Source organism: Streptomyces anthophorae, assembly GCF_049310305.1.
GTDB lineage: Bacteria > Actinomycetota > Actinomycetes > Streptomycetales > Streptomycetaceae > Streptomyces.
On the sequence record NZ_JBLWQQ010000001.1, the window covers coordinates 3,094,007 to 3,114,863 of the forward strand.

22 protein-coding genes and 2 riboswitches are annotated in these 20,857 nt (G+C 70.4%); of the genes, 7 read left to right on the forward strand and 15 right to left on the reverse strand.

Annotated elements, in window-relative coordinates; all coding sequences use genetic code 11:
* The first annotated feature begins 75 nt into the window (after positions 1-75).
* A complete protein-coding gene (locus ACNYS0_RS13730) occupies positions 76-405 on the forward strand; it encodes a DUF427 domain-containing protein (protein WP_422410045.1) in 330 nt (109 codons plus the stop codon).
* Positions 406-639: 234 nt separating this feature from the next.
* Positions 640-900 carry a hypothetical protein gene (locus ACNYS0_RS13735; protein WP_422473600.1) on the forward strand — a complete coding sequence of 87 codons (261 nt, stop codon included), beginning with the start codon at positions 640-642 and terminating at the stop codon, positions 898-900.
* Between the two features lie 8 nt (positions 901-908).
* On the opposite strand, the gene mnmA is transcribed toward ACNYS0_RS13735, so the two are convergent.
* Positions 909-2,045, reverse strand: coding sequence for a tRNA 2-thiouridine(34) synthase MnmA (gene mnmA / locus ACNYS0_RS13740; RefSeq protein ID WP_422410042.1), 1,137 nt, complete (start codon positions 2,043-2,045; stop codon positions 909-911).
* A gap of 84 nt (positions 2,046-2,129) precedes the next feature.
* On the opposite strand from mnmA, the gene ACNYS0_RS13745 reads away from it, so the two are divergent.
* Positions 2,130-2,825 carry an N-acetylmuramoyl-L-alanine amidase gene (locus tag ACNYS0_RS13745; RefSeq protein ID WP_422473602.1) on the forward strand — a complete coding sequence of 232 codons (696 nt, stop codon included), beginning with the start codon at positions 2,130-2,132 and terminating at the stop codon, positions 2,823-2,825.
* Positions 2,826-2,840: 15 nt separating this feature from the next.
* Here ACNYS0_RS13745 and ACNYS0_RS13750 read toward each other — a convergent pair whose 3' ends face one another.
* From ACNYS0_RS13750 to ACNYS0_RS13760, 3 genes are all read right to left on the reverse strand, one after another.
* On the reverse strand, positions 2,841-4,010 hold the full coding sequence (locus tag ACNYS0_RS13750; RefSeq protein ID WP_422473604.1) for a cysteine desulfurase family protein: 1,170 nt from the start codon (positions 4,008-4,010) through the stop codon (positions 2,841-2,843).
* Between the two features lie 42 nt (positions 4,011-4,052).
* Positions 4,053-4,346 (reverse strand): hypothetical protein, encoded by a 294-nt coding sequence (locus ACNYS0_RS13755; protein WP_422410037.1) that lies wholly within the window; start codon positions 4,344-4,346, stop codon positions 4,053-4,055.
* A 64-nt stretch (positions 4,347-4,410) separates the two neighbouring features.
* Complete coding sequence (locus ACNYS0_RS13760; RefSeq protein WP_266714344.1) at positions 4,411-4,572, reverse strand: hypothetical protein; 162 nt, start codon at positions 4,570-4,572, stop codon at positions 4,411-4,413.
* A gap of 101 nt (positions 4,573-4,673) precedes the next feature.
* Here ACNYS0_RS13760 and ACNYS0_RS13765 point away from each other — a divergent pair, with 101 nt between their 5' ends.
* A complete protein-coding gene (locus tag ACNYS0_RS13765; RefSeq protein WP_422473606.1) occupies positions 4,674-5,297 on the forward strand; it encodes a TetR family transcriptional regulator in 624 nt (207 codons plus the stop codon).
* 18 nt (positions 5,298-5,315) lie between these two features.
* Positions 5,316-6,164: an alpha/beta fold hydrolase gene (locus ACNYS0_RS13770; protein WP_422473608.1), complete on the forward strand. Its 849-nt coding sequence runs from the start codon at positions 5,316-5,318 to the stop codon at positions 6,162-6,164.
* A gap of 4 nt (positions 6,165-6,168) precedes the next feature.
* On the opposite strand, the gene ACNYS0_RS13775 is transcribed toward ACNYS0_RS13770, so the two are convergent.
* From ACNYS0_RS13775 to ACNYS0_RS13785, 3 genes are all read right to left on the reverse strand, one after another.
* Positions 6,169-7,044, reverse strand: coding sequence for a thioesterase family protein (locus ACNYS0_RS13775; protein WP_422473610.1), 876 nt, complete (start codon positions 7,042-7,044; stop codon positions 6,169-6,171).
* Between the two features lie 61 nt (positions 7,045-7,105).
* The gene (locus ACNYS0_RS13780) at positions 7,106-7,777 is read right to left on the reverse strand and encodes a trimeric intracellular cation channel family protein (protein WP_422410031.1); all 672 of its coding nucleotides are present in this window, start codon (positions 7,775-7,777) and stop codon (positions 7,106-7,108) included.
* A 33-nt stretch (positions 7,778-7,810) separates the two neighbouring features.
* Positions 7,811-9,208, reverse strand: coding sequence for a M1 family metallopeptidase (locus tag ACNYS0_RS13785; protein WP_422473612.1), 1,398 nt, complete (start codon positions 9,206-9,208; stop codon positions 7,811-7,813).
* Between the two features lie 86 nt (positions 9,209-9,294).
* On the opposite strand from ACNYS0_RS13785, the gene ACNYS0_RS13790 reads away from it, so the two are divergent.
* Complete coding sequence (locus tag ACNYS0_RS13790; protein ID WP_422473614.1) at positions 9,295-9,492, forward strand: hypothetical protein; 198 nt, start codon at positions 9,295-9,297, stop codon at positions 9,490-9,492.
* A 632-nt stretch (positions 9,493-10,124) separates the two neighbouring features.
* Here ACNYS0_RS13790 and ACNYS0_RS13795 read toward each other — a convergent pair.
* The 8 genes from ACNYS0_RS13795 to ACNYS0_RS13830 form a co-directional block, all read right to left on the reverse strand.
* A complete protein-coding gene (locus tag ACNYS0_RS13795) occupies positions 10,125-11,267 on the reverse strand; it encodes an ABC transporter ATP-binding protein (protein ID WP_422473616.1) in 1,143 nt (380 codons plus the stop codon).
* Positions 11,268-11,308: 41 nt separating this feature from the next.
* Positions 11,309-12,409 carry an ABC transporter ATP-binding protein gene (locus ACNYS0_RS13800; RefSeq protein ID WP_422473618.1) on the reverse strand — a complete coding sequence of 367 codons (1,101 nt, stop codon included), beginning with the start codon at positions 12,407-12,409 and terminating at the stop codon, positions 11,309-11,311.
* A complete protein-coding gene (locus ACNYS0_RS13805; protein WP_422473620.1) occupies positions 12,406-13,407 on the reverse strand; it encodes an ABC transporter permease in 1,002 nt (333 codons plus the stop codon). Before ACNYS0_RS13805 ends, ACNYS0_RS13800 begins: the two co-directional genes overlap by 4 nt.
* Before the next feature lie 119 nt (positions 13,408-13,526).
* Positions 13,527-15,296, reverse strand: a complete 1,770-nt coding sequence (locus ACNYS0_RS13810) for an ABC transporter substrate-binding protein (protein WP_422473622.1) — start codon at positions 15,294-15,296, stop codon at positions 13,527-13,529.
* Between the two features lie 107 nt (positions 15,297-15,403).
* The gene (locus tag ACNYS0_RS13815; protein ID WP_422473624.1) at positions 15,404-16,408 is read right to left on the reverse strand and encodes an ABC transporter permease; all 1,005 of its coding nucleotides are present in this window, start codon (positions 16,406-16,408) and stop codon (positions 15,404-15,406) included.
* A 391-nt stretch (positions 16,409-16,799) separates the two neighbouring features.
* Entirely contained in the window at positions 16,800-17,555 is a 756-nt protein-coding gene (locus tag ACNYS0_RS13820) for an enhanced serine sensitivity protein SseB C-terminal domain-containing protein (RefSeq protein ID WP_422482625.1), read from the reverse strand.
* Positions 17,556-17,721: 166 nt separating this feature from the next.
* A complete protein-coding gene (locus ACNYS0_RS13825; protein WP_422473626.1) occupies positions 17,722-18,555 on the reverse strand; it encodes an enhanced serine sensitivity protein SseB in 834 nt (277 codons plus the stop codon).
* Positions 18,556-18,665: 110 nt separating this feature from the next.
* Entirely contained in the window at positions 18,666-19,286 is a 621-nt protein-coding gene (locus ACNYS0_RS13830) for an AAA family ATPase (RefSeq protein WP_422482627.1), read from the reverse strand.
* Between the two features lie 160 nt (positions 19,287-19,446).
* Positions 19,447-19,546: riboswitch (glycine riboswitch) on the forward strand.
* Positions 19,547-19,648: riboswitch (glycine riboswitch) on the forward strand.
* A 37-nt stretch (positions 19,649-19,685) separates the two neighbouring features.
* On the opposite strand from ACNYS0_RS13830, the gene gcvT reads away from it, so the two are divergent.
* The gene (gene gcvT / locus ACNYS0_RS13835; protein WP_422473628.1) at positions 19,686-20,801 is read left to right on the forward strand and encodes a glycine cleavage system aminomethyltransferase GcvT; all 1,116 of its coding nucleotides are present in this window, start codon (positions 19,686-19,688) and stop codon (positions 20,799-20,801) included.
* The last annotated feature ends 56 nt before the right edge of the window (positions 20,802-20,857 follow it).

Here is a 20,857-nt window from a genome sequence, read left to right on the forward strand (position 1 = left end):
CGTACGGGCCGCCTCCGACAGCGATCCGCGGCCGTCCCCGGGAAGAACCCGGGCGCTGTGAGCGCTGACACACGTATGACTCAAGGACACACGATCACCGTCGAGCAGGGCTCGCAGCGCGTGCGGGTCGTCCACCAGGGGCAGGTGCTCGCCGAGAGCTCGCGCCCGCTGGTGCTGAAGGAGACCGGCTGTCCGGTGCGGTACTACCTGCCTCCGGAGGATGTGCGCACCGAGCTGTTGACGGCATCGGACACGACGACGCACTGCCCCTTCAAGGGCGACGCCTCCTACTGGTCGCTGCCCGACGCGCGGGACCTGGTGTGGGCGTATCCGGACCCGAAGGCCGAGGTGGCCGCGATCAAGGACCACCTGTGCTTTTACGAGACGCAGGTCGACGCCGCGTAACCACGCGCGCGTGGTCGAATGAGGAGGTACACGGCGCACGGCGGAGGGTGAGGCGACATGGCTCACGGAGACGGACAGCAGAACGTTCCGACGGGCGGGTTCGGCGGTCCCCCGCCCCCGTTCGCTCCGGCACCGCCGCCGCACCCTCCGGTGGCACCGCCGCCGCCCTCGCACGCACCCACGCCGCCCGCTCCCCCGGCGGGGCCTCCGGCCGGGCCAGCCGGACCGGAGTTCGTGGCCGCGGACCAGCACAACGGCATGGTCGTGGACGTGGACGGGCTGCACTTCGAGCAGGGGCCGCACGCCATCGACCTGCCCTGGTCGCATGTGCGCACGGCCAATTTCCAGCCGCTGCCGTCCGGGGTGTTCGTCACGGCCTCGATGTCGGACGGCGCCGTCTACACCTGCCAGGTGCAGGCCCGGAAGAAGGCGCAGGCCGCCGAGTGGTGCGGCCAGCTGGGCGCCGTACTGCACTACTACTTGCAGGGCCGCTGAGGCCAGGCTCAGACCGCCGCGGTGGCCCGCTCCGTCGTGGCGATCGTCGCCGAGCCCACCACGCGCGTGCCGTCGTACAGCACGATCGCCTGGCCGGGGGCGACACCGCGGACGGCCTCCGTGAAGCGCACCCGCAGCTCGTCGTCGACCAGCTCGGCCGACACCTCGGTCTCGCCGCCGTGCGCGCGCAGTTGGGCCGTGTACGTGCCGGGCCCGGTCGGGGCGGCGCCGCACCAGCGGGGCTTGATGGCCGTGAGGCCGGTGACGTCGAGGGCCTTCGCCGGGCCCACCGTCACCGTGTTGTCGACCGGGGAGATGTCCAGGACGTAGCGCGGCTTGCCGTCGGCGGCCGGCCTGCCGATGCGCAGGCCCTTGCGCTGGCCGATCGTGTAGCCGAAGGCGCCTTCGTGGGTGCCGAGCTTGGCGCCCGACTCGTCGACGATGTCGCCCTCCGCCTTGCCGAGGCGGTCCGCGAGGAAGCCCTGGGTGTCGCCGTCGGCGATGAAGCAGATGTCGTGGGAGTCGGGCTTCTTGGCGACCGCCAGGTCGCGGCGCTCCGCCTCCGCGCGGATCTCTTCCTTGGTCGTCTCCGTGTCGCCCAGCGGGAACATCGCGTGGGCGAGCTGGCGGTCGTCCAGGACGCCGAGGACGTAGCTCTGGTCCTTGGCCATGTCGGCGGCGCGGTGCAGCTCGCGCTCGCCCTTCTCGTTGACGATCACCTGCGCGTAGTGGCCCGTGCAGACCGCGTCGAAGCCGAGGGCGAGCGCCTTGTCGAGGAGCGCGGCGAACTTGATCTTCTCGTTGCAGCGCAGGCACGGGTTCGGCGTGCGGCCCGCCTCGTACTCCGCGATGAAGTCCTCGACGACGTCCTCGCGGAAGCGCTCGGCGAGGTCCCAGACGTAGAACGGGATGCCGATGACGTCGGCCGCGCGGCGCGCGTCGCGGGAGTCCTCGATGGTGCAGCAGCCGCGGGCGCCGGTGCGGAACGATTGCGGGTTCGCCGAGAGCGCGAGGTGCACGCCGGTCACGTCGTGGCCCGCTTCGGCGGCGCGGGCCGCGGCGACGGCGGAGTCCACGCCGCCGGACATGGCGGCCAGGACACGGAGGGGGCGGTCGGCGGGAAGCATCGAGGTCTGCGAAGTCATAGCACTAACAGGGTACGGGCCCGCGGGAACCGAATCGTTCGGATATCCGTTGTGGATCTCGTACGGGACGGACGGGGGCGTCATATGGGCAAGCAGGGGGCGGGGTCCGGGAAGGGCCGCGGCGGGGACGGCGACCGCGGGATCAGCCGCCGGACCCTGATCATCGGCGGGGCCGCGTCGGCCGTGGGCGTCGGGCTGCTCGCGCGCGGGGATCTCGCCCGCATGTGGTGGCAGATGCCGGGGGTCGACAAGCCGCGCAAGGCCGGCGCGGTGGACTTCAAGGGCGCGGAGTGGGTGGCTGCGGCGGCGGCGAACTGGCGGCGGGCGGACCGCCCTGCCGACTACTCCGTCGACCGCGTCGTCATTCACGTCACCCAGGGCAGCTACCAGGGCACGTTGAAGGTCTTCAAGGACCCGTGGCACGGGGCGGCGGCGCACTACGTGGTCCGGCAGGACGGGCACATCGCGCAGATGATCCGGGAGCTGGACGTCGCGTTCCACGCGGGGAACCGGGAGTACAACGAGCGCAGTGTCGGCATCGAGCACGAGGGCTTCGTGGACCGGCCCGAGGACTTCACGGACGCGATGTACGAGGCGTCGGCGCGGCTCACCGCCCAAATATGCAGGCGCTACGACATGCCGGTCGACCGGAAGCACATCATCGGGCACGTCGAGGTTCCGGGCACCGACCACACCGACCCGGGGCCGAACTGGGACTGGGACCGGTACATACGCCTGGTGAAGGCGGCGTACGAGCGGGACGGCTCGGCGAAGGCGTAGGGCAGCGCCCGGCAGTCAGCTGAGCCCCGCCGACCTCGCGCGCTCCACCACCGGCCCGATCGCCGTCGCCACCGCCTCCACGTCGGCCTTCGTCGTGGTGTGGCCGAGCGAGAAGCGGAGCGTGCCGCGCGCCAGGTCCGGGTCGGTGCCGGTGGCCAGCAGGACGTGGCTCGGCTGGGCCACGCCCGCGGTGCAGGCCGAGCCGGTGGAGCACTCGATGCCCTGGGCGTCCAGGAGAAGGAGGAGCGAGTCGCCCTCGCAGCCGGGGAACGTGAAGTGGGCGTTGGCGGGCAGTCGGCCGCCGGGCGCCGGGTCGCCGCCGAGGATCGCCTCGGGGACGGCGGTGCGCACGGCGGTGACCAGGGCGTCCCGGAGCCCACCGATCTCCCGGGCGAACCACTCGCGCTGCTCGGCCGCGATCCGGCCGGCCGTGGCGAAGGCCGCGATCGCGGGGACGTCGAGCGTGCCGGAGCGGACGTGCCGTTCCTGTCCGCCGCCGTGCAGTACGGGGACGGGGGTGTACTCGCGGCCGAGCAGGAGGGCGCCGATGCCGTAGGGCCCGCCGACCTTGTGGCCCGACACGGTCATCGCGGCGAGCCCGGAGGCGGCGAAGTCGACCGGGATCTGCCCGTAGGCCTGCACCGCGTCGGCGTGCAGCGGGATGTCGAACTCGCCCGCGACATCGGCGAGTTCGCGCACGGGCTGGACCGTGCCGATCTCGTTGTTGGCCCACATGACCGTGGCCAGCGCGAGGTCGTCGGGGTTCCGCTCGATCGCCTCGCGCAGCACCTCGGCGTGCACCCGGCCGTACGCGTCGACGGGCAGGTACTCGACCGTCGCGCCCTCGTGCTCGGCGAGCCAGTGCACGGCGTCGAGCACGGCGTGGTGCTCGACGGGGCTGGCCAGGACGCGGGTGCGGGCCGGATCGGCCGCGCGGCGCGCCCAGTACAGGCCCTTGACGGCGAGGTTGTCGGCCTCGGTGCCGCCGGAGGTGAACACGACCTCGCTGGGCCGGGCACCGAGCGACTCGGCGAGGGTCTCGCGGGACTCCTCGACGGTGCGCCGGGCGCGGCGCCCCGCGGCATGCAGGGACGAGGCGTTGCCGGTGACGGCGAGCTGGGCGGTCATCACCTCGACCGCCTCCGGAAGCATCGGGGTGGTCGCGGCGTGGTCGAGGTAAGCCATGGTGGGCTCGATTCTACGAGCCCACGTGTGCGCGTTTGACGGTCAGCCCGTGATGCTCCAGGACATCGTGCCGTCGGCGGCGATCAGGGCGCCGAGGACGACCAGGTCGGCGAGGCCCAGACCGAGCCCGAGGAAGGCGCGGCCGCGTCGCTCGGTGCCGCGCCACAGGGCGACGGACGCGAGGATGATCGAGACGGGGCCGAGGAAGACGTTCATGACGAGCAGCCCGACCAGGCCGAGGACGAACGAGGCGACGGCCATGCCGTCGGCGTCCCGCCGGACGGCGGGGCGGGCCTGGGGCCGGGACGTCGTCTGCGGTTCTGCGGTGAGTTGCACGGTGATACCCCCTGAATGCGTGAACTGCTGAACGTGAACTGCGGAAGGTGAACCGCCGAACGGTTCAGTGCTGGTGCCGACGGCGCGCGTGGCGCTCGCGAACGGCGAAGACGGCCAGCCAGACGCCGATGACGGCGGCCGCGACGAGCGTGACGGGAAGCGGGGCGTGGGCCACGGTGCCGAGCGCGAAGCCCAGCAGCAGGAGGGCCGCTACGAGGAACAGCATGGAAGCCTCTCGGAAAGTTGGGTTACAACTGTTCACTGACTATCGAGTCTAGCTCGCGTCACGACTTCCCCATTACAGAGAACAGTTGTTAACTGGATGACATGAGTCACACCCTCGGCGCCCGTCAGGCGCAGAAACAGAAGACCCGACAGGCGCTCCTGGACGCGGCGTTGGGACTGCTGGAGGACCAGAGCCTCAGCAGCCTCGGCCTGCGCGAGGTGACGCGCGCCGTGGGCGTGACGCCGACCGCGTTCTACCGGCACTTCGACAGCACGGCCGACCTCGGAGTGGCCCTGGTCGAGGAGGCGCTCGGCAGCCTGCACGCGGTGATCCGCGACGCGCTGACCGCGACCTGGGACAGCGAAGAGCGCATCACGCGCACCGTCGAGCTGATCGTCCGCCATGTGCACGCGCACCCCGCACACGTCCGCTTCATCGCGCGCGAGCGGAACGGCGGCGTGCAGCGGGTGCGGGAGGCGATCGGCGAGCAGCTCGGGCAGTTCGCGGACGAGGTGCGGGAGGCGCTCCGGCACGACCCCGGCGCGGCGGGCTGGAGCGAGGAGGACCTGAGAATGCTGGCGAACCTGTACGTCGATCACATGCTGGTGACGGCATCGGTGCTGCTCACGACGCCTATCGAGGAGTTCGAACAGGTGGCGGACCGGGCCGAGCGGCAGCTGCGGCTCGTCAGTATCGGCCGAAAGCACTGGCTCGACGTGTCATGAGCAACTAGCGTTACGGTCATGACAGCAGCCGACTGGAACCTCGACCGAAGCTTCTCCAGCTCGTCCGGCGAGATCCGCTGGACGTCACTCGGACCGGCCGACGCGCCGCCCGTCGTCCTCGTCCACGGCACGCCGTTCTCCTCGTACGTCTGGCGGCAGCCGGCCCGCGCGCTCGCACGTCAACACCGGGTCCACGTATGGGATCTGCCGGGCTACGGCGTCTCCGAGACGGGCCCGGGACAGGACCTCTCGCTCGACACCCAGGCCCGCGTCCTGACCGAACTCCTCGACCACTGGGGCCTGACCGGCGAGGGACACGCACCCGCCGTCGTGGGCCACGACTTCGGCGGCTGCATCGCGCTGCGCGCGCACCTGGTGCACGGCGCCGCGTACGCCCGCCTCGCCCTGGTCGACCCGGTGGCGGTCCGGCCGTGGGGCTCCCCCACGTACCGGCTGCTCGGCGAACACTCCGATGTGTTCCGGCAGTTGCCGCCCGATCTGCACGAGGCGCTCGTGCACCGCTACATCGCCTCCGGCAGCCACCACGGGCTGCACCCCGAGACGCACGCGCGCGTGGTCGCGCCCTGGCTGACCGAGGCCGGGAAGGACTCCTTCTACCGGCAGATCGAGCAGAACCCCCTGTGGGCCGCGACCGACGACATCCAGGGCCGCTACGGGGAGTTGGAGCTTCCCGTCCTGGTCGCCTGGGGCGCCGAGGACAGCTGGATCCCGGTCCAGCGGGCGCACGAGCTGGCCAAGCTGATCCCCGGCGCCGAGCTGCGGATCATCGAGGGCGCCGGGCATCTCGTCCAGGAGGACGCGCCCGCGGAACTCGCCGCCGTACTGGGCGAGTTCCTGGGTTCGTAGCGGCTCAGCCCAGCCGTACGCGCGCGAGCTGGCGGGACTGGGCCACCAGGCGGTCCTTCGCGTCCCAGATCTCGGCGTCCTCCTCCAGGAAGCCGCCGGCCAGGTTCCGCGTCGTGATCGACACGCGGACGGGGCCCGGGGCCGGGCGGCAGCGCACGTGGACGGTCAGCTCGACCGTCGGCACCCACCCCTTGAGGCCCATCTCGAAGGCGGTCGGCGGCAGCGCGTCCACCGCGAGCAGCAGCGACAACGGGTCCATGTCGCGACCGTCGGCGAGGCCGAACCAGGCACGCATCTCGCCCTTGCCGGACGGCGCGCCGAGCGCCCAGCCCAGCGTGGCGGGGTCGAGCTTCAGGTGCAGCCGGTCGGAGATCGCGGAGCTGCCGGGCACGGGCGGCGCGCCCTCGGGGGCGTCGCCCGCGCCGAAGCACTGGTCGATGGCGGGCAGTACGGGCGGCTCGGCGCTCGTGCGCACGTCGTCGGGGAGCGTGTTCAGGTCGCCGTACGACGCGATGACCCGGATCCGCTCGACCTCGCTGCCGTCCTCCGCGTACTGGAAGAGGGAGGCCTGGCCCGTGGAGAGGGTGCGGCCGGAGCGGGCCACGTCGGTCCTGATCACGGCGGGACCGGGCGCGGACGCGGTCAGGTAGTGCGCCGAGATCGTGAACGGGTCGTCGTGCGGCAGGGCGTCCGCGAGGGCGCGGCCGAGCACGGCGAGGAGGTAGCCGCCGTTGAGGGCGTTGATGATCGTCCAGCCCGCGGAGAGGTCGATGTCGTAGACACCGGGCTCGCCCGCGCGCCGGATGACGGCGGTGTCGCGGTCGAACTCGCTGTCGCCGATGGTCGCCGGGCGACTCTGCGTGGATACTGCGTCTGCCATACCAGGAAACGTACAACAGGAAATTACTAAGCGGTAGCTTTCATTGCCGCCCGACCCCCGGCTACGGCGTCTCCTCCGTCACTTCCACCCCGGCCGACCTGCGGTTCCATGCGCGGGGCGCCCGCCAGTGGAAACGCATCGCGAGCAGCCGCAGAACGAACGCGGTGAGGACCGCGAGGCCGCTGGTGAAGCCGTCCAGGGCGTCGAGATGGATGCACAGGACGACGATCCCGGCGCCGACCATGGCGGGCACCGCGTAGAGATCGCGGTCCCAGCGCACGAGGGACGGCACCTCGTTGGCGATGATGTCGCGCAGCACACCGCCGCCGACCGCGGTGGCGAGGCCGAGCGCGGCGGACGCGGTGAGGCCGAGGCCGTAGTCGTACGCCTTCGTCGTGCCCGTGACGCAGAACAGGCCGAGACCCGCCGCGTCGAAGACGTTCACCGCCGTCTGGGTGCGCTCGACCTCCGGGTGCAGGAAGAAGACGAGCGCGGCGGCGATCAGCGGCGTGACGAAGTAGCCGAGGTCGGTGAACGCGGCCGGCGGCACGGCGCCGATGACCAGGTCGCGGAACACCCCTCCGCCCAGCGCGGTGACCTCCGCGAGCGCGGCGATCCCGAAGACGTCCCAGTTCTTGCGGACGGCCATCAGGGCGCCGGAGATCGCGAAGACGAAGATCCCGATGAGGTCGAGCCAATGCTGGACGGAGGGACTGAACAGTTCCTGAAGCACGCGACATTCTTACCTGTCGCGTCCGCGGACCCTTTACAGGCTGGGCTTGCCCGTCGTGAACAGCCAGGTCTCGAACAGGTCGTCGAGCTGCTTGCCCGAGACCCGCTCGGCGAGGGCGATGAAGTCGTCGGTGTCGGCGTTCGCGTACCGGTGCAGCCGCGTCCACTGCGGCAGCAGCTTGAAGAACGCCTTGTCGCCGATGCGCTCGCGCAGCATCTGGAGCGTCATCGCGCCGCGCTGGTAGACGGCGGAGGCGAACATCGTGTCGCGCTGCGGATCGCCCGGTTTGACCTGCCAGAACGTGGAGTTGGCGGGGCGCGAGTTGTAGCCGGCGAGGAAGGAGTCGTGCGCGGAGGCGCCGCCCTTGTGCTCGGTCCACAGCCACTGGGCGTACGTGGCGAAGCCCTCGTTGAGCCAGATGTCGTCCCACTGGTCGACCGAGACGGAGTCGCCGAACCACTGGTGGGCCAGCTCGTGCACGATCGTCGACTCGGAGCGGACGGCGGAGTAGATCGGCTTGGACTGGGTCTCCAGGGAGAAGCCGGCCTGCGGCATGTCGTCGACGATCGCGCCCGTCTCCTCGAAGGGGTACGGGCCGAAGACCTGCGACCAGTAGTCGGTGGCCTCGGCGGTCACCGCGTACACGTCGACGTTGTTGCTGTTGGCGAGCACGGGGTCGATGGCCACGTAGACGGGGATGCCACCGGCCGTCTTTCCGGTCTTCACATCGAACTTGCCGATGGTGGCGGTCGCGAGATACGTCGCCATGGGCTTGGTCTCGCGCCAGTGGTGGACGGTCCGCTTGCCCTTGTCGGTGTCGTACGTGTCGACGAGCCGGCCGTTCGATACGCCGGTGAGCCCCTTCGGCGCCTTGATCCTGATGTCGTACGTGGCCTTGTCGGAGGGGTGGTCGCTGGAGGGGAACCAGGTGGAGGCGGCGTTCGGCTCGCACGCGACGAAGACGCCGTCGCCCGTCTTCATCCAGCCGTAGTCGGAGCCGAAGACGATGGGACCGCTCAGAGGCTCGGGCACGCCGCCGTACGTGACGGTGGTCGTGAAGGTGTTGTCCTTGCGGATCGACGTGCGCGGGGTGATGCGCAGTTCGTCGCCGCTGCGGGTGAACCGGGCGGGTCTGCCGTCCACCTCGACCTTGGTGACGGTCAGCTTCTGGAGGTCGAGGTCGAAGGCGGAGAGGTTCTGGGTGGCGCGGGCGGTGAGGGTCGTGCGGCCGTCGAGGCGGTCGGTGTCGGGGTTGTAGTCGACGTCGAGGGCGTAGTGCCGGGCGTCGAAGCCGCCGTTGCCGAGCTGCGGGAAGTACGGGTCGCCGATGCCGTCGGAGCCGGGGGTGGGGGCGGGTGCGGCGGCTATCAGGCAGAAGGAGGCCGCGGCTACGGTGAGCGCGGCCAGTCGTGCCCAACGGGAGAGTGCCATGGGGCGTCCCTTCGAACGGGTTCCGGTGTAACGGACAGCGGAACTCTGCCGTGAGGGGGTGTGCGTGTACATGACCCTTTTGGGCCATGTCGCCACCCTGCGCTGCCGCGCGGAACGGGTGGGCCGGTGCGGCCCCGCAGAACGGGCGGGCCGGTGCGGCCCCGCAGAACGGGCGGGCCGGTGCGGCCCCGCAGAACGGGCGGGCCGGTGCGGCCCCGCAGAACGGGCGGGCCGGTGCGGCCCCGCAGAACGGGCGGGCCGGTGCGGCCCCGCGGAACGGATGACCGCCGCGCGGCCCCGCGGAACGGGTGCCCTCCGGGTGGGCCCTGTACGGCCTCACGGAACGGGTGGGGCGCTATGCGGCGTCCCGGCTGCGCCGCCCAGCCGAACGAGGGGCTCTGTGCGGCATCACGGTGCTCCCGCCGCCCATCTCCCACCCACCCGCCCCCTCCGGGGGCTCCGGTCGTCCGGCGCCCGGCCGCTTCACGGGGTCGGCGCCCATCGCCCCGTTGCGCCGCACCGGGGGCCGCCTTGCCCACCCTGCCGCCCAAGGCGGCAGATTGCCCAAGGCGGTGGCGGTCGACCGCAACGGGCGGGAAGTCGTACCCGCAGCAGATCGCCGCGAGGCGTGGTGCGGAACCCCGTGGGGCCTACGTCCCACGGGCCAGGCAAACCGGGCCTGTTGGGGCGGTGCGGGCAGGTATTTCAAGCCCCTGCGGCGATTGAGCAGCGGGGCCCGGGGCGGAGCCCCGCGACCGCAACCCCGATGCAGCGCAACAGCCCCACGAGGGCTCCACCAACTCAGCCCCGCCGGCGATTGAGGCGCGGGGTCCGGGGCAGAGCCCCGCGACCGCAACCCCGGTGCGGCAAACCGGAGACCCGCAACCGCGACCCCGGTGCCGCGCCCGCCCCGCCGCTAAGACGGCTTCCGGTCCTCCGGCGGAGCCACCGTCTTCGGGACCGTGATCACGTCGATCGCCTCCTTCGCCACCTGAAGGAGCTTGGTGTCCTCCGGCGCCTGGTCCGGGGCGTTCTCCGGGTGATGGCAGGCCACCTGGTGGGCCCTGCCGAGCTGGAGCAGCGGAGGCTCCTTCGTCGTGCAGACCTCCGTCGCCTTCCAGCACCGCGTGTGGAACCGGCACCCGGTGGGCGGATCGATCGGCGAGGGCACGTCGCCGCGCAGCAGGATGCGCTCGCTCTTCGCGCCGCGCCGCTTGGGGTCCGGCACCGGCACCGCCGACAGCAGCGCCTTCGTGTACGGGTGCATCGGCGTCGAGTACAGGTCGTCGCGGTCCGCCAACTCGACGATCTTGCCGAGGTACATGACCGCGATCCGGTCGGAGACGTGCCGGATGACCGAGAGGTCGTGCGCGATGATCACGTACGTGAGCCCGAGCTCGTCCTGGAGGTCGTCCAGGAGGTTCACGACCTGCGCCTGGATGGAGACGTCGAGCGCCGACACCGGCTCGTCCGCCACCACGAGCTTCGGCCGCAGCGCCAACGCCCGCGCGATACCGATGCGCTGGCGCTGCCCGCCGGAGAACTCGTGCGGGTAGCGGTTGTAGTGCTCGGGGTTGAGCCCGACCTTCTCCAGGAGCTCCTGCACGGCCTTGCGCACGCCGCCCTCGGGCTTGACGCCCTGGAGCCGGAACGGGGTGCCGACGATCGTGCCGATGTTGTGGCGCGGGTTCAGCGAGGAGTACGGGTCCTGGAAGATCATCTGCACATCGCGGCGCAGCGGCCGCATGCCGCCGGTGCCGAGGTGCGTGATGTCCTTGCCCTCGAACTCGACGCGCCCGCCCGTGGGTTCGAGCAGCCGCGTGATGAGCCGGCCCATCGTGGACTTGCCGCAGCCGGACTCGCCGACGACACCGAGGGTCTCCCCCGCGCGGACGTCGAAGGAGAGCCCGTCGACCGCCTGCACGGCGGCGACCTGCCGCTTGAGCAGGCCCTTGCGGATCGGGAAGTGCTTGACCAGGCCGTCGACCTTGAGCAGCGGCTCACCGGCCGCCGGGTCCGGAGAGGTCGTCGTCTGCTGAGGGAGCGTAGGGGGCGTCATCTCGGTGTCAGGTCCTTTGGCGTCCGTTCCTTCGGCATCCGTCACAGCTTCGGCGCAATCTCTTCGGTCCAGATCCGTTCGCGTTCCTCGCCCGACATGTGGCAGGCGGAGAAGTGTCCGGAGCCGACCTCCCGCAGTTCGGGGCGCTCGGTGCGCGTGATGTTGTCCTTGGGCAGATCCGCGTACGGGCAGCGCGGGTTGAAGGCGCAGCCGCTCGGCAGGTTGATGAGGCTGGGCGGGGAGCCCTTGACCGGGGTGAGCCGTTCGGTCTGGTCCCGGTCGATGCGCGGCATCGAACCCAGCAGGCCCCAGGTGTAAGGGTGTTGGGGCGTGGTGAAGACCTGTTCGGCCGTGCCCCGCTCGACGCAGCGGCCGCCGTACATGACCAGCAGCTCGTCGGCCATCTCCGCGACGACCCCGAGGTCGTGCGTGATCATGATGACGGCCGAGCCGAACTCCTTCTGGAGATCGCGGATCAGGTCGAGGATCTGCGCCTGCACCGTCACGTCGAGCGCGGTGGTCGGCTCGTCGGCGATGAGCAGTTCGGGGTTGTTGACGAGCGCCATCGCGATCATCGCGCGCTGGCGCATGCCGCCCGAGAACTCGTGCGGGTAGGAGTCGATCCGCTTGTCCGGCTGCGGGATGCCGACCCGGTCGAGCATCTCGACGGCCCGCTTGCGCGCGACCTTCTTGTCGACGTTGTGGTGGACCCGGTAGGCCTCCACGATCTGCTTGCCGATCGTGTAGTACGGGTGCAGGGCCGACAGCGGATCCTGGAAGATCATCGCCATCTCGCGGCCGCGCAGCCGGCGCACCTTGTCCGGCGGGGAGGACAGCAGCTCCTCCCCGTCCAGCCAGATCTCGCCGGAGACCTGCGCCCGGCGCTTGGAGTACTGGCCGACCGTGTGCAGGCCCATGATGCCGAGCGAGGTCACGGACTTGCCGGAGCCGGACTCGCCCACGATGCCGAGGGTCCGGCCCTTCTCCAGCGAGAAGTTCAGGCCGTCGACGGACTTCACGAGGCCGTCGTCGGTCGGGAAGTGCACCTTGAGGTCGCGGACCTCAAGGAAGGCGGACGGTGGCGGGGAGTCGGCCGCGAACGGCTCGCCCACGACGGTCCCGGTGTTGCTCTGCTCGCTCATCCCAGCCTCACTCGGGGGTCGATCACGGCGTACATCATGTCGACGACGAGGTTCGCGATGGCGATGGCCAGCGACATGACCAGGGTGACCCCCAGGATCACCGGGAGGTCCTTCGCCTCGACGGCGTTGACGGCCTCGAAGCCGACGCCCTTCAGCCCGAAGGTGGACTCCGTCAGGATGGCGCCGCCCATCAACACGCCCAGGTCGAGACCGAAGACGGTGAGGATCGGCGTCATCGTGGAGCGCAGCGCGTGCCGGGTGATGACGGACCGTTCACCGAGGCCCTTGGAGCGGGCGGTGCGGATGTAGTCCTCGCCCATCACCTCGAGCATGGTGGCCCGGGTGAGGCGGGCGTACATCGCCGCCTGAAGGAAGGCCAGGGCGATCCAGGGCAGGATCAGCGTCTCGATCCAGGTACCGATGGGCTGGTCGCTCGACAGGTTGTCGCTGATCTTGATGAGCCCCAGGCTGTGGACGAAGATGCCCATCATCACCATGCCGGTGAAGAAGATCGGCATGGAGACGCCGGAGAGCGCGGCGATCATCGCGCTGCGGTCCCAGACGGTGCCCCGCTTCAGCGCGGAGACGACACCCACGGCCACGCCGCCGACCAGCCACAGGACGCAGGCACCGGCGGCGAGCGCCACGGTCACCGGCAGGGCGTCGGTGATCGTGTTCCAGACCGGCTCCTCCGTACGGAAGGAGTAGCCCAGGCACGGCGCCGGACAGTGGGTCACACTGCCGCCGGAGACGTAGTCCCGGCCCAGCGGGATCGCCCTGACGAAGTCCCAGAACTGCACGAGCAGCGGGTCGTCGAGGCCGAGCTTGACGCGGATGCCCGCCAGCTGCTCCGGCGATGTGGCCTTGCCCGCGAAGAGAGCGGCGACGTCCTGGCCGGACCACTTCGGCAGCAGGAAGAAGATGGCGAACGTCGTCAGCAGGACGATGAGCACCATCACAATGACGGCGCTCAGGCGCCGGATGAGGTAAGCAAGCACTGTGCGCGGCCCCTGGGGGCGGCCGGACCTCGGGTCGCGGGGTCCGGCCGCCTGCCGGGACCATCACCTGCCCTTCGGACTGGTGGGTGTCGGCTGGGATTTCAGCGAGTCGGTCGCTGCTACTTCGTCACGCCGAGCTTGGCGTAGTCGTAGCGGCCGCTCCAGGCGGGAGCCGAGTAGGCGTTCGTCAGACGCGGCCCGCGCCAGGTGATGTTGGCCTCGTAGATGAACGGCATCCAGTAGGCCTCGTCGAGGATCCGGTGACCCATGTCGGTGTAGATGCTCTTCGCCTCGGCCTTGTCGGTCGTCTTCAGCGCCTTGTCGAACATCTTGTCGATCTTCGGGTCGTCGATCTGCGACTCGTTGTAGTTGCCGGTCTTCTGGATGAAGCGGCTGTCCCACAGCGGCTGGCCGAAGCCCTGGCCGGTGTTGAAGTCCGGGCCCCAACCGCTCATCGTCATGCCGTAGCCGCGCTCCTTGACCTTCTTGAGGTCACCGGAGATGGAGGAGGCGTCGGCACCGGAGAAGGTGTCGATGGTCAGCTTGATGCCGACCTTGCCCAGCTGCTCCTGGAGCGCCTCGGCGGCGTCCTCCTCACCGGGCTGGTCGCTGCGCGCGGTCAGCACGGTCGAGAAGCCGCTCGGCTTGCCGCACTTCTTCAGCTCGTCCTTGGCCTTGGCCAGGTCCGGCTTGCCCTTGCGCTCCACCACGCCGTACGGGTCGTAACTGTCGTCGTGGCCCGGAACCGCCTTCGGGAAGGGGTTGTTGGCGATCTTGCCGGCCGCGACCTCGCCGCCTCGGGTCTGCTGAAGGCTCTTGAAGTCGGTGGCGTAGAAGACGGCCTTGCGGCAGGCGACGTTGTCCATCGGCTTGGTCGTGGTGACCAGGGCGACGTAACGGACGAACGGCGTCTGCATGTTGTCGACGTCGCCCTTGTGGTCCGTCACCGCGGTGGTCCGGCCGGACTGCGTCATGCCGGTGCCGTTGAGGTCGACGTCGTACTGGCCGGCCATCAGGTTCTTGTCGTTCTCTTCGAGGTTCTTGTTGATCGCGACAGTGATCTTGTCCGGCAGCGCGGGGTTGTTCGGGTCCGAGGCCTTCTTCCAGGCCTTGTTGCGGACCAGCACGATCGACTTGTTCGCCTTGTGCGACTGGACCTTGTACGGACCGTTGGCCAGCGGCTTGGTCGTGTACTTCTCCTTGGTGTCCGCCGAGGCCTTCACGGCGGAGCCGGACGGCATGGCGAGCATCTGCTCGAAGTCGCTGTTGGGCTGCGGCAGATGGAAGACGATCGTGGTGTCGTCGGGCGTCTCGATCGCCTTCAGGCCGAGCTTGTCCTTGGACTTGTCCTTGTACGGGCCCTTGTACTCGCCCTTGGGGTCGAGCACCTGCTTCAGGTACACCGGACCGCCGGTGATGACGTCGTCCGCCCAGATGCGCTCGATGCCGTACTTGATGTCCTTGGAGGTCAGCTTCGAGCCGTCCTCCCAAGTGAGACCGTCACGCAGCTTGTACGTGTAGGTCTTGCCGCCGTCGCTGACCTCGGCCATGCCCTTCGCCATGTCGGGGACCAGCGCGTTGCCCGCGGCGCCCGGCTTGGTGTCGTACGTCACCAGGGTGCGGTTGTAGAAGCGCATGAAGTCCCACGCCATACCGAAGTAGGCGCGCTGCGGGTCGAAGCTGTCCAGGTCCTGCTTGGCGACCATGCGGAGCGTGCCGCCCTTTGTGGTCGACTTGTTGGCGATCTTGCCTATGGCGGCGTTGTAGCCGGCGCCCTTCGACTCGTTGTCGCTGTCGTCGCCACCGCCACAGGCGGTGACCGTGAGCGCCGACGCCGCCACGAGGGCCGCGCCCGCCATCATCCGTCGACTCTGGAAACCTTTGGGCATTCTTCTCGCATCCTCCGGGATTCGCGGTCCCCGGCCTTGCGGCCGCGTGACCAAGGGGGACATACAGGGAGTGCTCCTGACGGGACGGCAGGGGCAGTGAACTGGGTCTATCGGGTGCCCTTGGGGTCGAGCGCGTCGCGCAGGCCGTCCCCGAAGAGGTTGAAGGCCAGCACGGTGATGAAGATCGCCACGCCAGGGAAGACCATGAACATCGGGTCGTGCTCGTACGTGCTGAGCGCGTCCCGCAGCATGCCGCCCCACGAGGCGGTCGGCGGCCGGACACCGGCGCCGAGGAAGCTGAGCGCCGCCTCCGTGAGGATGTTGGTCGGAATCATCAGCGTGGTGTACACGGTGATGGGCGCCACCAGGTTCGGCAGCAGTTCGCGGAAGAGGATGTGCCGGGGTCCGCCGCCGAGGCTGCGGGCCGCCTCCACGTACTCCCGCTCGCGCAGCGAGAGCGTCTGACCGCGCACGATCCGGCCGATGTACGGCCAGCCGAAGAAGCCGATCACCATGATCAGGATCATGATGCGCACGCCGCTGCCGGTGAGGCCGAGCAGGTCGTTGGGGAGGACGGAGACCAGGGAGATGATGAAGAGGAGCTGCGGGAAGGACAGCAGCACGTCCATCACGCGGCTGATCACCGCGTCCGCCCAGCCGCCGAAGTAGCCGGCGATGATGCCGAAGAAGGTGCCGAGCACGACGGCGACGAACGCGGCGAGGACGGCGACCAGCATCGAGACGCGGGCGCCGTAGACGATGCGGCTGAAGATGTCGCGGCCCTTGTTGGGCTCCACGCCGAAGAGGTGCTCGGCGCTGACTCCGCCCAGGGCGCCCTTGGGCAGGTTCGTCAGCTCGTCCAGCTTGTCCTGGTGGAACTCGTTCGGCGGGTGGCCGAGCAGGCTGACGATGAGCGGAGCGAAGACCGCGACCAGGACGAGGAGGACGACAACGATGCCACCGCCGAGGGCGACCTTGTCGCGCCTGAGCCGGCCCCAGGCGATCTGCTTGAGCGACCGGCCCTCGACCTTGCGGCCTCCGTCTCCCTTGGCAGGCTCGACCGGTGCGCTCGGTTCCGCTTCCGCGCTCGTGTCGTGCAATGGTGCCGTCATCGTGGCAGGGACCCCTCTCAACCGGCGGTGACCGGCCCGCACTTGCCGCTGTGGCGGCGTGGTTCAGTCCGTCGTACACAGAGGCGAAGCCCCCTTGGAGCGGGAGTCTTCAACCTGGGCGCGATCTGTTGCCAGACTTGACGGCGAAAGGATGCCTAAACGTGATGCAGGCTGGGGTGTTCCGTTATCCGGACTGCCGTGAACGGGGGTCGGACGGTGGGCAGTTGGGACGCGAGTGGTCAACCCGGTCTTTGGCCGGGCGAGTTGGTACGGAACGGGTCATGTTGCGGTCGCCGCTTGAAATGATGTCCTCAAACGCCGGACGGGCTGGATTTCTCCAGCCCGTCCGGACAGATCAAGCCCGCCCGGCGACTGAGGGCAGCTTTTTCATTCAGTACGTCGCCCCGTACGGCGGCGGGAATCCGTACCCCCCACCGGCGGGAGCGGGAGGCGCCGCGTGGGCCTCCCGGTCATAGAACGGACGTGCCTGTCGGAGCCACATCGCCACCGGGTCGTACTCGTCCGACATCGCGACCGTGGAGACCGGAAGGCCCTCGGGGACCGCAGGGATGGACTGCTGCATCATCGCCCGGACCGCGTCCACCGACGCCGGGGACGTGTCGTAGACGTCCAGGCCGATGGCGAGGTAGGGCGCGCCCAGCGCGGGCTGGACCCAGGCGCGGCGCAGGGAGCGGATCGCCGTCGTGCGGTGCGCGTTCTGCGTCAGGGTCGCGTAGAACTGCGGGATCTCGATCGTCGGCTCGGAGAGCCTGAGCGGGCCGGCCGGCTGCCGGTCCAGGCCGCCCGCGATGCGCCGCAGGTCGAGCCACGGGATGCCGACGCCGCCGCCCGGCGCGTGCGGATTCAGCCAGAGCCCGTAGTGGTCCGGGTAGAGCGTGCGCGCCGCGTCGACCCCGCTCACCACCTCGTACGCCCGCGACCAGCCGGAGGCGGAGAGCTCCTGGGCGGAGGTGACGCAGGGGGCGTAACTGAAGCCGTCCACCTCCATGTTCCCGTACTGGGCGTCCGGGGAGCCGGCCTGACCGTGCCAGAGCAGCATCCAGACCTGCCCGGCCGCGGGGTCGGCGAGGGCCTTGAGGAGCGCCTCGTACGCGTCGTAGCGCCCGGGAGTCACCTGGCGCAGCATGTGCTCGACCTGTCCGGCCGCGGCCGTGCCCGCACTCACCCGTAACCGCCCCTTCGGCTCTTCAAATACGTCCGTGTTCCACACGTGGCCGGAAAGCGAAGCGCCGACCGGTCACGTCATGAAACCAGCTTAAGCGGCGATACTGACACCGACTTGACGGACGCCGTCACCCTTCTCGTACGTAGAACGGCCGTACGTGTGTACGCAGCCAGTCCGCGACCGGGTCCTGCGTCACATCCAGGAACACCAGGTTGACGGCCCACGGCACCGGCGCCCGGCCCAGCGCCCGCCCCAGCGCGTCCAGCGGAAGGTCCCCCGCGCCGCTCGGGGCGCTCACCGCCTGCGCCAGCTCCACGCCGATGAACAGGGACGGCTCCGCGTCCTCCACGGTCGCGAGGCAGCGCCGCGCGCTCAGCACCGTGCCGAGCCCCTCGAACTCCTCGCGCACCGCGGCCAGGAAGTCCATCGGGTCGACCTGCCAGTCCGGCTCGCTCAGCACCACGCGGCCGCCCGTCGCCGGACCGTCGAGCGGCGTGCGGCCACTGCGGGCCAGCTCGGCGACGGCCGGCGGCGGCAGCGGCACACCGACCGTGCCGTCCGGGTTCACGGCGATGCCGACCTGCGGCGGAAGCCCGCGCGCGAACTCCACCGCCGGGGCGATCGTGCAGTCCATCCGGCCACCGGTGACCGCCATGAACTGCTGCTCGGAGCTGAACACGGGGACGAAGGCCTGGCCCCCGATCTCCAGGCTCGGCAGGTCGAGGTCCCGGCTCGCGTTCGAGCCGCCGCGGGGCAGCGGGATCCACACGTGGCTGCGGCCGAGGACCTCGACTATTCGGCGCCCCGCCGAATCCCCAGCACTCCCCGCCTCCTGGCCGAGGGCCGCGGCGAGGACCTCCTCCAACTCGTTGGCGGGCCAGCCCTGCGCGGGGTGGCCGTAGCCGCCCTCGTGCCCCTGGGCGTGACCGTGACCCGGCTCCGGGGTGCCTGGGAACTCCATGACTGCCATCAACCTCTGCCGTTCTGCCCGCTGCTGTGCCCGCCGACCTTAACTCGTACACACAATTGGACACGGTGCGGTTCCGTCCGCTTGCGCAGGGGCCCCGGCCGTCAGTCGCCGAACGTGATCCCGGCGAGCGCCTCCATCGCCGCCCGGTCGAGCAGCACCGCCGACTCCATCCCGGCCGGCGGCTCCCCCCGCTCCGTCGAGCTGACGAGCGCGCCCACCGCCCTGCGGTGCCGGGCGAAGGCGTACCGGGACACTCCACGGCCGCGGTCCCGCTGCCCCTCGAGGGCCGTGTCCGCCGGTACGTCGAGCAGCATCAGGTGGACGGCGACCCCGCGCCGCCGCGCCGTGCGGATCACCCAGCGGCGCACCCACGCCTGCGTACCGCAGTCGTGCACGACGACGCTGACGCCCGAGCGCATCGCCCGCCGCAGGCCCACATAGTGCGCGATGCGGACCAGCGGCCGGTACAGCGCGTACGGCAGGCGGGCCGGCATGCGCGCGGCCCAGCGCTCGCGGGTGTCCTGCGAATCGATCCGGATCTCCTTGACGGCCCGCCGCATCAGCGTCGACTTGCCGCTGCCGGGCAGGCCGGAGAGCACGACGAGGTCGCCCGCCTCGAAGGCGAGTCTGCGCGGGGTGTGTCCGCGGCGGCCGCGCAGGTCCCGTACCGAGCGCTGGCCGGGGATCCGCACCCCCGCCACCACCGATGCCGAAGCCGACACCGCGTAAGCCCCCGCCACTGCCTTGTGCACCGCGATCGTCCTCCCCGTTCCGGTCACGTCACCCTTGCCCCTCAAGTGTAAAGAGAAGGTAATGCCACTCAAGGGGTTTCCCTGTCGGACGGGCATGCAATGATGTGCGCGCAACTGCATACCGGCCGCTTGAATCCGCGCGGGAGAGTTCCGGGTACCCATCGGTCCCCGGACGCCGAAGGAGCAAGTTCCTCCCTTGAATCTCTCAGGCCCCGTACCGCGCGGGCGAGGCAGATCTGAAAAGTGGGGCGCCTTTGTGACACGGCGCCCCCACCCAAGGTGCAAGCCCCCTCGGGGCGAACCTCTCAGGTTCCGATGACAGATGGGGAGGACACTTCGCCATCGCCGTCATGCCCGGGAGCACCACTGATGACCCGTACGACATCTCTCGACGCCCTGCATCGTTCGCTCGGCGCGACGATGACCGACTTCGCCGGCTGGGACATGCCGCTGCGCTACGGCAGTGAGCGCGACGAGCACAACGCCGTGCGCACGCGGGCCGGTCTCTTCGACCTGTCCCACATGGGCGAGATCACGGTGTCCGGGCCGGGGGCCGTGGACCTGCTCAACCACGCTCTCGTCGGCAACATCGGCTCCGTCGGCCTCGGCCGCGCCCGCTACACGATGATCTGCCGCGCGGACGGCGGGATCCTCGACGACCTGATCGTGTACCGGCTCGGCGAGACCGAATACATGGTGGTCGCGAACGCGGGCAACGCGCAGGTCGTGCTCGACGCCCTCACCGAGCGCGCCGCCGGCTTCGACGCCGAGGTCCGCGACGACCACGACGCGTACGCGCTGCTCGCGGTGCAGGGCCCGACCTCCGCGGCGATCGTGAAGTCGGTCACGGACGCGGACCTGGACGGCCTGAAGTACTACGCGGGGCTGCCCGGCACCGTCGCCGGTGTGCAGGCGCTCATCGCGCGCACCGGCTACACCGGCGAGGACGGCTTCGAGCTGTTCGTCTCCCCCGCCGACGCCGAGAAGCTGTGGCAGGCGCTGACCGAGGCGGGCGCCGAGTACGGCCTGATCCCCTGCGGCCTGTCCTGCCGGGACACGCTGCGCCTGGAGGCGGGCATGCCGCTGTACGGGCACGAGCTGTCGACGTCCCTCACCCCCTTCGACGCCGGTCTCGGCCGGGTCGTGAAGTTCGAGAAGACCTCCCACAGCGACGACTTCGTGGGCCATGACGCGCTGGTCGCCGCCGCCGAGCGCGCCGAGGCCAACCCGCCCCGCAAGCTCGTCGGCCTCATCGCCGAGGGCCGCCGCGTCCCGCGCGCCGGGATGTCCGTCGTCGTGGACGGCCAGGTGATCGGCGAGGTCACCTCCGGAGCCCCGTCCCCGACGCTCGGGAAGCCGATCGCGATGGCGTACGTGGACGCCGCGCACGCCGAGCCCGGCACGGCGGGCGTCGGCGTCGACATCCGCGGCACGCACGAGCCGTACGAGGTCGTGGCACTGCCGTTCTACAAGCGTCAGAAGTAGGCCCCGCCCGTCCGGGCGCCCCCTCCGTCACCAGCACCTTCCCGCGTACAGGAGAA

Bases quoted from the DNA above. Each gene is read 5' to 3' on its own strand.
- ACNYS0_RS13820 (WP_422482625.1), bottom strand. From the start codon at position 17,555: ATGCTGCGCCAGGTGACTCCCGGGCGCTACGACGCGTACGAGGCGCTC.
- ACNYS0_RS13800 (WP_422473618.1), bottom strand. From the start codon at position 12,409: ATGAGCGAGCAGAGCAACACCGGGACCGTCGTGGGCGAGCCGTTCGCG.
- ACNYS0_RS13770 (WP_422473608.1), top strand. From the start codon at position 5,316: ATGACAGCAGCCGACTGGAACCTCGACCGAAGCTTCTCCAGCTCGTCC.
- ACNYS0_RS13790 (WP_422473614.1), top strand. From the start codon at position 9,295: ATGTCGCCACCCTGCGCTGCCGCGCGGAACGGGTGGGCCGGTGCGGCC.
- ACNYS0_RS13730 (WP_422410045.1), top strand. From the start codon at position 76: ATGACTCAAGGACACACGATCACCGTCGAGCAGGGCTCGCAGCGCGTG.
- ACNYS0_RS13785 (WP_422473612.1), bottom strand. From the start codon at position 9,208: ATGGCACTCTCCCGTTGGGCACGACTGGCCGCGCTCACCGTAGCCGCG.
- ACNYS0_RS13760 (WP_266714344.1), bottom strand. From the start codon at position 4,572: ATGCTGTTCCTCGTAGCGGCCCTCCTGCTGCTGGGCTTCGCGCTCGGC.
- ACNYS0_RS13810 (WP_422473622.1), bottom strand. From the start codon at position 15,296: ATGCCCAAAGGTTTCCAGAGTCGACGGATGATGGCGGGCGCGGCCCTC.
- ACNYS0_RS13750 (WP_422473604.1), bottom strand. From the start codon at position 4,010: ATGGCTTACCTCGACCACGCCGCGACCACCCCGATGCTTCCGGAGGCG.
- mnmA (WP_422410042.1), bottom strand. From the start codon at position 2,045: ATGACTTCGCAGACCTCGATGCTTCCCGCCGACCGCCCCCTCCGTGTC.
- gcvT (WP_422473628.1), top strand. From the start codon at position 19,686: ATGACCCGTACGACATCTCTCGACGCCCTGCATCGTTCGCTCGGCGCG.
- ACNYS0_RS13765 (WP_422473606.1), top strand. From the start codon at position 4,674: ATGAGTCACACCCTCGGCGCCCGTCAGGCGCAGAAACAGAAGACCCGA.
- ACNYS0_RS13795 (WP_422473616.1), bottom strand. From the start codon at position 11,267: ATGACGCCCCCTACGCTCCCTCAGCAGACGACGACCTCTCCGGACCCG.
- ACNYS0_RS13825 (WP_422473626.1), bottom strand. From the start codon at position 18,555: ATGGAGTTCCCAGGCACCCCGGAGCCGGGTCACGGTCACGCCCAGGGG.
- ACNYS0_RS13745 (WP_422473602.1), top strand. From the start codon at position 2,130: ATGGGCAAGCAGGGGGCGGGGTCCGGGAAGGGCCGCGGCGGGGACGGC.
- ACNYS0_RS13775 (WP_422473610.1), bottom strand. From the start codon at position 7,044: ATGGCAGACGCAGTATCCACGCAGAGTCGCCCGGCGACCATCGGCGAC.
- ACNYS0_RS13815 (WP_422473624.1), bottom strand. From the start codon at position 16,408: ATGACGGCACCATTGCACGACACGAGCGCGGAAGCGGAACCGAGCGCA.